The organism is Desulfobacterales bacterium (genome assembly GCA_028704555.1).
GTDB lineage: Bacteria > Desulfobacterota > Desulfobacteria > Desulfobacterales > JAQWFD01 > JAQWFD01.
The window spans coordinates 19,615-28,305 of sequence record JAQWFD010000044.1 but is presented as its reverse complement, the minus strand read 5'-3'; the positions used below and the strand labels follow the sequence as shown (position 1 = coordinate 28,305).

The 8,691-nt window shown below is 53.1% G+C and carries 7 protein-coding genes; 1 reads left to right on the top strand and 6 read right to left on the bottom strand.

Features of this window, described 5'->3' with window-relative positions:
• From PHQ97_13830 to PHQ97_13805, 6 genes are all read right to left on the bottom strand, one after another.
• On the bottom strand, nt 1-1,048 hold a 1,048-nt coding region (locus PHQ97_13830; protein MDD4393815.1), incomplete at its 3' end, for an NADH-quinone oxidoreductase subunit C.
• Complete coding sequence (locus PHQ97_13825; GenBank protein MDD4393814.1) at nt 1,045-2,532, bottom strand: proton-conducting transporter membrane subunit; 1,488 nt, start codon at nt 2,530-2,532, stop codon at nt 1,045-1,047. The genes PHQ97_13830 and PHQ97_13825, both read right to left, overlap by 4 nt.
• A 109-nt stretch (nt 2,533-2,641) precedes the next feature.
• The gene (locus tag PHQ97_13820; GenBank protein MDD4393813.1) at nt 2,642-3,286 is read right to left on the bottom strand and encodes a hypothetical protein; all 645 of its coding nucleotides are present in this window, start codon (nt 3,284-3,286) and stop codon (nt 2,642-2,644) included.
• A 3-nt stretch (nt 3,287-3,289) separates the two neighbouring features.
• Nucleotides 3,290-4,213 (bottom strand): NADH-quinone oxidoreductase subunit H, encoded by a 924-nt coding sequence (locus PHQ97_13815; GenBank protein ID MDD4393812.1) that lies wholly within the window; start codon nt 4,211-4,213, stop codon nt 3,290-3,292.
• Nucleotides 4,210-6,189, bottom strand: a complete 1,980-nt coding sequence (locus tag PHQ97_13810) for a proton-conducting transporter membrane subunit (protein ID MDD4393811.1) — start codon at nt 6,187-6,189, stop codon at nt 4,210-4,212. Before PHQ97_13810 ends, PHQ97_13815 begins: the two co-directional genes overlap by 4 nt.
• 6 nt (nt 6,190-6,195) lie before the next feature.
• Entirely contained in the window at nt 6,196-6,900 is a 705-nt protein-coding gene (locus PHQ97_13805; GenBank protein ID MDD4393810.1) for a PTS sugar transporter subunit IIA, read from the bottom strand.
• A gap of 225 nt (nt 6,901-7,125) precedes the next feature.
• Between PHQ97_13805 and PHQ97_13800 the strand changes: the two genes are divergently transcribed.
• Nucleotides 7,126-8,448 (top strand): sigma 54-interacting transcriptional regulator, encoded by a 1,323-nt coding sequence (locus PHQ97_13800; GenBank protein MDD4393809.1) that lies wholly within the window; start codon nt 7,126-7,128, stop codon nt 8,446-8,448.
• Nucleotides 8,449-8,691 lie beyond the last annotated feature (243 nt).

The following is an 8,691-nucleotide window of genomic DNA, read 5'->3' as shown; positions in this document are numbered from 1 at the left end:
TGGTAATCTGGCCGGTTCCTTCAAAACGGGCCAGCACCGAGGGTGTTTCCCAGAGCAGGCCAACGGTAGACTTAACCTGCCTAAATATTTTTTCAAGACGTTCAACCAGCTGCATAGCGGTGTCACGGGAAATATCAAAGGCCACTCCGCCCGGTCTGACCAGTCTCCGCCCGAATCGGTTACCGCATATGACAGCGGTCAAATTGAGAAAATCCCCCCGCAGCTTCCCGCAACAGGCGGCTGTCGGCAGATATCCCACATCACCCGCCATCGCCCCCAGGTCTCCGGTATGGTTGGCAATACGTTCCAGCTCGAGCGCTATGCCGCGAAGGGCATGGGCTCTGGGCGGAACACTGACGCCGGACAACGCCTCCATCGCCTGACACCCGGCAGTGGCATGACCGATGGATGTATCGCCTGCCAGCGTTTCCATGAACCCGACGGTCCGCGGATCGGGTCCGCCTATAAGTGCCTGTTCAATGCCCCGGTGCTGATATCCCAGACAAATCTCCATATGATAGACGTGTTCACCGTAGCATTGAAAGCGGAAATGACCCGGTTCAATAATGCCGGCATGGACGGGTCCGACCGCCACCTCATGCATTTCATCGCCCCCGACCTTGATGCCGTCAATCACGCCGGGCAGAATCCAGTCACCGGGCAAATGCTCCCAAATGTCCACCGGGCTGCCATAGGAGTGGTGAAAACGGATCGGTTTCAACCAGGGATGTCCCACGGGCCGGATGCTCCACTGTTCGGCGATTTCACGTTCAAAGCGTTCGGCCTGCGGGCAATCGGGCGTCAATGACGGAAATGCGTCCCCCACAGTACTCGAAATAATATTTATCCGGCTGGTTCCTCCATGGCCGAGAACCGCAAACAAACGCATCTTCTGTCCAACCGGACTGGCAAACAGGCCGAAAATCCGGCTTCCTGCCGACAGGGTATCGATGACGCCTTTTCTGAATGCATGATTATCCACCAGGGGAATCTCACCGATACCCGCACGGATGCAATTACAAACGGTCAAAACGCTATTTTCAATCAATTTTGCCCTCCAACTATATCGGCCGCCCGACTCAGCATCTCACTGAGCATATCCGGCATCCACACCCCCAGCACCAGCAGCAGGGCCAGGGCTCCGGTCACAAGTCCCTTCTCGAAAAAAGTGCTTTGCCCGGAAGAGGCATGGACTGCCGGAGATTCGCCCCAGGCAATGGGAATGGCATGCTTCAATGCGCCTATGAATACCACACTGCTGCCGATCAGAAAAAGCACCATCGCCCAGATCGTATTCGTCTCCAAAGCGGCTTTGACAATCAAAAACTCGCTCATGAACAGCGCAAAAGGTGCAACACCGATCAGCGCGATGAGACTGCCCATAAGTCCTCCACCCCATAAGGGCGCAAGGTGTACGGACCCGGAAATCTCTCTCATGTCATATGTGCCGTAAATCTGGCCTAACCGGCCCGCGCAGAAAAATCCAAGTGATTTGCACACCGAATGATTGAGCGTATGAAACAAGGCAGCAAAGATCCCCGCCGGCCCCAGGCCCAGGCCCAGCGTGATAATGCCCAGATGCTCCACGCTGTGATAGGCCAGAAGCCGCTTCAAATCATGCTGGGAAAGAATAAACGCGGCTGAAATAATAATCGTGCCGATACCGAACAGAACCAGAAGCTCACGGCTGAAATTCGATGCACCTGAAACCTGATCAACCAATGGAATATAGCGCATGATACAGTAAAGCGCGGCATTGAGCATAAATCCCGAAAAAATGGCCGATACCGGAGCCGGGGCCTGACTGTGGGCATCGGGAAGCCATGTATGCATGGGTGCCAGACCTGCCTTTGTCCCGTATCCTACGAGGATAAACACAAAGCCTGCTTTTACCAGCGCCGGATTCAGTCCGCCGGCGACTGTCACCAGCTTTGTCCACAACAGGGCCTCCCCCAGTTGGATCTCAAGCGTATGCGCCGAAGCGGCTACCAGCAGGGTGCCCATGAACGCAAAAGCGATTCCGACCGAACAGATGATCAGGTACTTCCACATGGCTTCCACAGCCGTTTTATTGGAATATACGCAAATCAGAAATGCGGTCACCAGTGTGGTCGTCTCCATTCCGACCCACATCAGTCCCAGATTGTTGGAAACCAGCACCAGGCTCATGGCTGCCAGAGACGCAAACCACAGGCTTGCGTATCGCCTGGCCAGACGGGTCGTAAACACGCCCTCGTCTATTTTTTCATCAAAATAATGACACCCGTAAACGGTACTCATGCAGAATACCAGCATCATGACCAGAAGGTGAAACGCAGACAGCGAATCAATATAAAACCATTGCCCGATCGAAGACAGGGTTCCGTTATAAAACGTATACCCGGCCGCTGCCAGAACCAGAGCCGTCTCCGCAAAAACACCCGCACACATGAACGATAATATGCTTCGTGGCGATCGGAAGATCCGGCAAATCCCGGCAAACGCCACCGGAACAGCCAGGATGATCCAGAGTAAATGCCCGGTATTATCCATATTTAGTTACCAGTTATCTGTTATGTTAATAGTTATCTGTTAAGAGAAAAGAGGAAAATTCGGCGCTTTTTTTTAACTCAGTCCTCAGCACTCATTCCTCAGTCCTTTTTTACCCCTTCAAATTGTCCAGCTTATTCACATCGATGTGATCAAACTCACGGTTGATGTGGTAGGTGGCGATGCCCATGATAAAGACGGCTACCAGGGCATCGAGCAGGACGCCCATCTCCACGATGGCCGGAACTTTATTCAACACGACGGAGCCGAACGCGTAAATCCCGTTTTCCAGAACCAGATATCCCATGACCATGCTCAGGGCCTTTTTCCGCGTGGTCAGCAGAAACAGGCCGGCCAGAATGAAAAACAACGACAACGGGATGACATCGGCAACTGCACCCTGAACCGGAAAATGAAGGTTGGTGCCGATATACAGGGAAGCCACCAGCCCCAGCAAGCCGATGAACAGAGAAGGAACATAGCCGACAAACGGTTCAACCTCCCGACGGATACCGGCCTGACGCAGGGCCCGGAACAACAGCCAGGGAAATATCATCCCTTTGAGTATCAGGGCACCGGCCGATACCACCGTCGTTCGAAGGGCAAGCTCCGGCCAGTCGATCATCAGTGGCAATATACCCAGCAGGATTCCCTGTATGGCAACCGTCCGGATACAGACGGCCAGACGGCTTGAGCCCAGCATTACGAAGTTGGTCAGGATCAGCAGCAAAATCAGCAACTCAATCCAGTTGTTCATGGTTCACCTCAATTCCAGAATAAAAGCCAGCACGGAGAAAATCCCGGCCGCCACCAGCAGTTGGGGCACCCGAAGCAGTCTGAGCCGTGCCATGGAAAACTCGATCAGCGCCACTGAAATGCCCAGTCCGGCCAGCAAAACGGCTGTGAATATTATCTGATTCACCCACACGCTGCCGACATTCACCGGCACGATGATGCCAATCAGCAACTGACCGAGAATCCACATCTTCAGGACGGCGCCATAAGTAATACAGGCAAAATCAAATCCCCCGTGATCCAGAACCATGACCTCATGGATCATGGTCAATTCCAGATGAGTGGTGGGGTCATCGACCGGAATACGCGCATTTTCAGCCAGAAATACGATAAACATCGCGATAAACACCAGCAGGATTCCCGGCGATGTCAGCGCCCAGGTACTGGTGGACAGCACCTGATACATTCCGGACAGGGAATTGCTTCCCGTCTGCCGGGCAACAGCGGTCAGCGCCAGCAGCAACGCCGGTTCAGCCAGCGCAGAGAAGTAGGCCTCCCGGCTGGATCCCATGCCCTCGAAACTCGATCCCGTATCCAGAGCGGCAATGATGGTGAAAAAGCGGCCGAGTCCCAGCAGATACGCCAGCAGAATAAAATCACAGGGAAAGGAGACCACCGAAGGCGCATTGCCCATCGGCGTTATCATGGCCGCCATAACAACCGCTCCCAGACTGACCAGCGGACCGGCCCGAAATACCCAGGTCGTCGTACGGCTGTATACCGCACCTTTATGCATCAGCTTCCAGAGGTCAAAATAGGGCTGGAGCCAGGGCGCCCCCCGGCGGCCGGACAAAAATGCCTTGATACGGTTGATAACGCCCGGAAGAAGCGGCGCCAGAATTATCGCCGGAATCACCGGCCAAACGGCTGAATGAGACATAATCATCATCTCACTTTCCATATCAGAAGAACAATCAAAGTGATTACAATATAAGCGATATACAGCTGGACCCGTCCCTGCTGAATCCACCGCAATCCGGACAATAACCGTTCGGTCCCGTTAAACAGCGGGGCGTAGAATTTCGTTTCAAACACATCCGGGGTCTCGGTCGCCAGAGAAACATTCTGCGGAAACAGTCCCTCCGGCGGGGACACTGCATTCCGGGTCTGTAACACCCCACGGAAAAAAACTGTCACCGGTTGAACAAAAGACGAAGCCGTATACTGCATCCGCGGCGTGGGGCGGATATATCCGCAGTCCCAGGTCACCCCTTCGCGCACAGGGTGTTTTGACATCAGTCTCTTGCGAAGGCATATCAGGCAAAGCAAAGCAAAAATCAAACCGGCAAAGGCCCATGTTACCGTTCCCAGAGAATCTGCTGCTTCGATAAGTCCGGCCGGTATTGTATCCGCTGGCCGGTGCATGAGAATATTCAGAACCGGCGCCATCGCTTTTAAAATCCAGGCACCGAAAAGCCCGCAAAGCAGACACAACCCGGACAAGATCAACATGGGCACCCTCATGGTCAGCGGGGCTTCACGGGCGGACGTGGCCTGCCCGCTGCGTTCTGACCCCAGAAAAACAATACTGAATGCCTTGGTAAAACATATTGCGGCAAGTCCGCCGATCAGCGCAAGACCGGCAACCACCAGCGGCATACACCCCACCCGTGAGCCGTCCAGCAACAGACTGCCGTAAATCGATCCCCGGTAAATAAGAAATTCACTGACAAACCCGTTCAGAGGCGGTAATGCGCATATGGCTACCGCACCGACCAGAAATGTCAGTCCGGTCACCGGCATCCGCTTGAGAAGGCCGCCCATGTGTTCAATCTCCAGCGTTCCCACGGCGTGTTGAACAGATCCGGCGCCAAGAAAAAGCAGGCTCTTAAAAAGCGAGTGGTTCAGGACATGAAACAGGGCCCCGCCTCCTCCCAGAACAACCAGTACGGGAATATCCCAGGTCAGTCCCAGCATCCCGACTCCCATTCCAAGGGCGATGATCCCGATATTTTCAACACTGTGATACGCCAGCAGCCGTTTTAAGTCATGCTGAGCCAGGGCGAACATTACCCCGACAATTCCAGAGACCAGGCCGATGCCGATAAAGCTATATCCCCACCAGGCCGGCAATGTCTTCAGCAGAATCAGCGTCCTGAACAGGCCGTAAATCCCCATTTTAATCATCACCCCGGACATGAGTGCCGATACATGGCTCGGCGCGGCCGGATGGGCTTCGGGCAGCCAGACATGAAAGGGTATGAATCCTGCTTTGGAGCCGAATCCGACAACGGCCAGCAAAAACAGCAGGCTCGGGTGAGCGTATCCGGCCGGGTTGAAATGGTCAAAATCCATACTTCCGGAATCCATGCCCATCAGCAGAAAAAACACCAGCAGAAAAACCGCGCCCAGATGTGTTGCCACCAGATATACCCAGCCCGCATGACGGACTTTTGATTTGTCGCTGAGAAATGTGACCAGGAAAAAAGGCGCCAGAGACATGACTTCCCAGGATATCAGAAACAACAATCCGTTTCTGGCCACTGTCACCATGACCATACCGGCTGCCAGTATATTGAAAAAAAACCAGTGCACCCCGAGTGAATGCGTCTGTCGATAATGCTGAAGATAGCCTGAACCGTAAATGGCGGTCAGGGCAGATACCACAAAAACAGGAATCAAAAAAAACGCGGACAGCGGATCGATTTCCACGAAAAAAGATCCCCCGGGGAAATGCCACGGCAGATGAAGCGACAGCCGGGACCCGTTTAAAAGAACGGTAACCGACGGGACCAGACCGACGAGACTGCCGATACACAGGCCACCGACCCCCAGTGCGGTCGACAGGCGGGCGGACCGGCTGGTCACCAGAGCGGCAAGCCCGCCTGCCGCGATAATGATTACACCTGAAAGCAGAACGATCATAAGACGCTATTTATCCTCACCTTTTTCGATGTTACTGTTTTCCAGACCATTTTCAATACGGCGAACCTCGCCTAAAATATCTTCCCGAACCGCCTGACGCCGGATGACATCAAGAAACCGGTCCTGCCTGAGAGCAAAACTCAGCCGGGACAGCATGTGAAGATGCCCACGGATCGTGGGACTTACCAGCGTAAACAGCGCATGAACCGGTTTTCCGTCAATTGCCCCGAATTCGATCGGCGTTTCGAGAAAACACAGGGTCATACTGGGACGGGGGACATGAAGCACGACAGGATTTCTCACGTGCGGAATCGCGATACCGTCTCCAATGCTGGTTGAACCCAGCTCTTCCCGGGCCAGAAGCACCTGCAGGAGAAACTCCCGATCCACTTCATCCGGAAGCCGCATATGCTCTACCACGGCGCGAAGGACACGTTCCTTGTCACAGCCTTCAATACGGTAATAAATGCCTCCGGCCTGGAGGGCTTCTTCAATCGTCGGCATTGGGTCGGTCGTGCCATCCGGCTCACGAAAAATATCGGGCGATACATTCAGTTTGCCTGCGGTTGCCCATTCCAGCAGTTCGGTCCGGTTAAACCGATACTGCTCGTTAAGCTTAAATGCAGGCAATTTACCCTGCTTTATCCACCGGTAAATGGATTTTTCAGACACATTCAACAGACGTGCCGCGTCCTTGACGGTTATCTCCATAAATTTCTCCTATTCTCATTAACGCCTGTTTTTGACAAGCCTGCTCATATAGCTTGCGGTGTCCATAAATGTCAATAGAAAAAAGGGCTGAGGGCAGAAGACAGAGGCCAGAGGGCCGAGCCTTTTAACTCAGTCCTCAGCACTCAGTCCTATTCCCTTTCCCCTTTAACCCCTTTCCTGTCCAAACCCGCTTGCATCCCGAAATAAAACAGTTTATGGTGTAGGATGAATGAAACGCCTTGCACCCATCTTGAACACTTGGCCACGATTTTGGACAGTGTGGCCGACGGTGTATTTACCGTTAACCGGGATATGCAAATTACCTGGTTTAACCGGGCGGCTGAGGAAATCACCGGTTTTACCAGAGATGAGGCAATTGGCCAGCGATGCTGCGAAATTTTCCGGACGAATATCTGCTTTACGGACTGCCCGCTGAAGGAAGCCCTGAAAACCGGACAGAATGTGACCAATCGGGAAGTGGATGTCCTGGACCGGCACAACCGGGAAATCCCCATTTCCGTCAGTGCTTCTGTTTTGAGGGATCCGGATGGAAACCCTGTCGGCGGGGTTGAAACGTTTCGGGACCTGTCCCAGCTTCATGCGCTGGCACAGGAAGTCAAAGCAAAATACACCTTCCATAACCTGACAAGCCGGAACCCTGTCATGCAACGGCTGTTTGACATTCTTCCGGATGTGGCGGCCAGTGACGTTACCGTCCTGTTTCAGGGAGACAGCGGCACGGGAAAAGAACTTTTTACCCGGGCCATTCACGATCTGAGTCCCAGACAACACAAACCTCTGGTCATCATCAACTGCGGGGCGCTTCCGGAGCCGCTCCTGGAAGCCGAAATATTCGGAGCCAAACGCGGCGCCTATACCGGATCTGTCGAGGACCGTCCGGGACGTCTTGAACAGGCCGAAGGTGGCACCCTGTTTCTCGATGAAATCGGCGACCTTCCCCTGCCCCTGCAGGTCAAGCTGCTCAGGGTCATCGAAAACCATGAATATCAACCGCTTGGCGCAAAACGTCCGAGACGGGCCGATGTCCGATTTTTAGCGGCTACTCACCGGGATCTCGAACAGATGGTCAGCGAAGGCAGCTTCCGCCGGGATCTGTTTTTCCGAATCAATGTCATTACGTTAAAAATTCCGCCGTTAGTTGACCGTCCCGAAGATATTCCCCTTCTTCTTGACATGGCGCTGGAACGATACACCAGCAAGTACGCCAAAAAAATCAGAGGGTTTTCTTCAGAGGCGATGGCTTATCTGCTCAGCCATTCCTATCCGGGAAATATCAGAGAACTGCTTAATATGGTTGAACGTGCGGTTATCCTCTGCCGCGGCAATATCATGGGAATCGAAGATTTGCCATCGACCCGCCCCACATCGCCGCCCCCTGCGATAACGGTCGGCCGGCAGCGACCGTCCAAAGCTCAATTGCAGGACATCCTCCGTAAGTATGACGATAACCGCTCCCGGGCCGCTGCCGCCCTGGGAATTAACCGGACAACATTGTGGCGATGGATAAAAGACCTCGATATAACTTAATTTTCAATTGTTTTCTGTTGCATAGTGTTGCTTAATGAAACACAACTGCAACATGCATACTTTTTATCTTTAATTTAAATATGTTAATTTAATAATTCCCTTAAACTTGATGCATTTGCAACAATCAGTTTTTCCCTGCTTTCCTGCCCATTCTGCCGAAACCATTCAGCCATCTGTCTGAAATAACAGCCTTGTTTTAATTTTTTATTTATTTATAATTCATTGGCACAGATTTTGAAGTAT

Bases quoted from the DNA above. Each gene is read 5' to 3' on its own strand.
- PHQ97_13800 (MDD4393809.1), top strand. From the start codon at position 7,126: ATGAATGAAACGCCTTGCACCCATCTTGAACACTTGGCCACGATTTTG.
- PHQ97_13810 (MDD4393811.1), bottom strand. From the start codon at position 6,189: ATGATCGTTCTGCTTTCAGGTGTAATCATTATCGCGGCAGGCGGGCTT.
- PHQ97_13820 (MDD4393813.1), bottom strand. From the start codon at position 3,286: ATGAACAACTGGATTGAGTTGCTGATTTTGCTGCTGATCCTGACCAAC.
- PHQ97_13805 (MDD4393810.1), bottom strand. From the start codon at position 6,900: ATGGAGATAACCGTCAAGGACGCGGCACGTCTGTTGAATGTGTCTGAA.
- PHQ97_13815 (MDD4393812.1), bottom strand. From the start codon at position 4,213: ATGATGATTATGTCTCATTCAGCCGTTTGGCCGGTGATTCCGGCGATA.
- PHQ97_13825 (MDD4393814.1), bottom strand. From the start codon at position 2,532: ATGGATAATACCGGGCATTTACTCTGGATCATCCTGGCTGTTCCGGTG.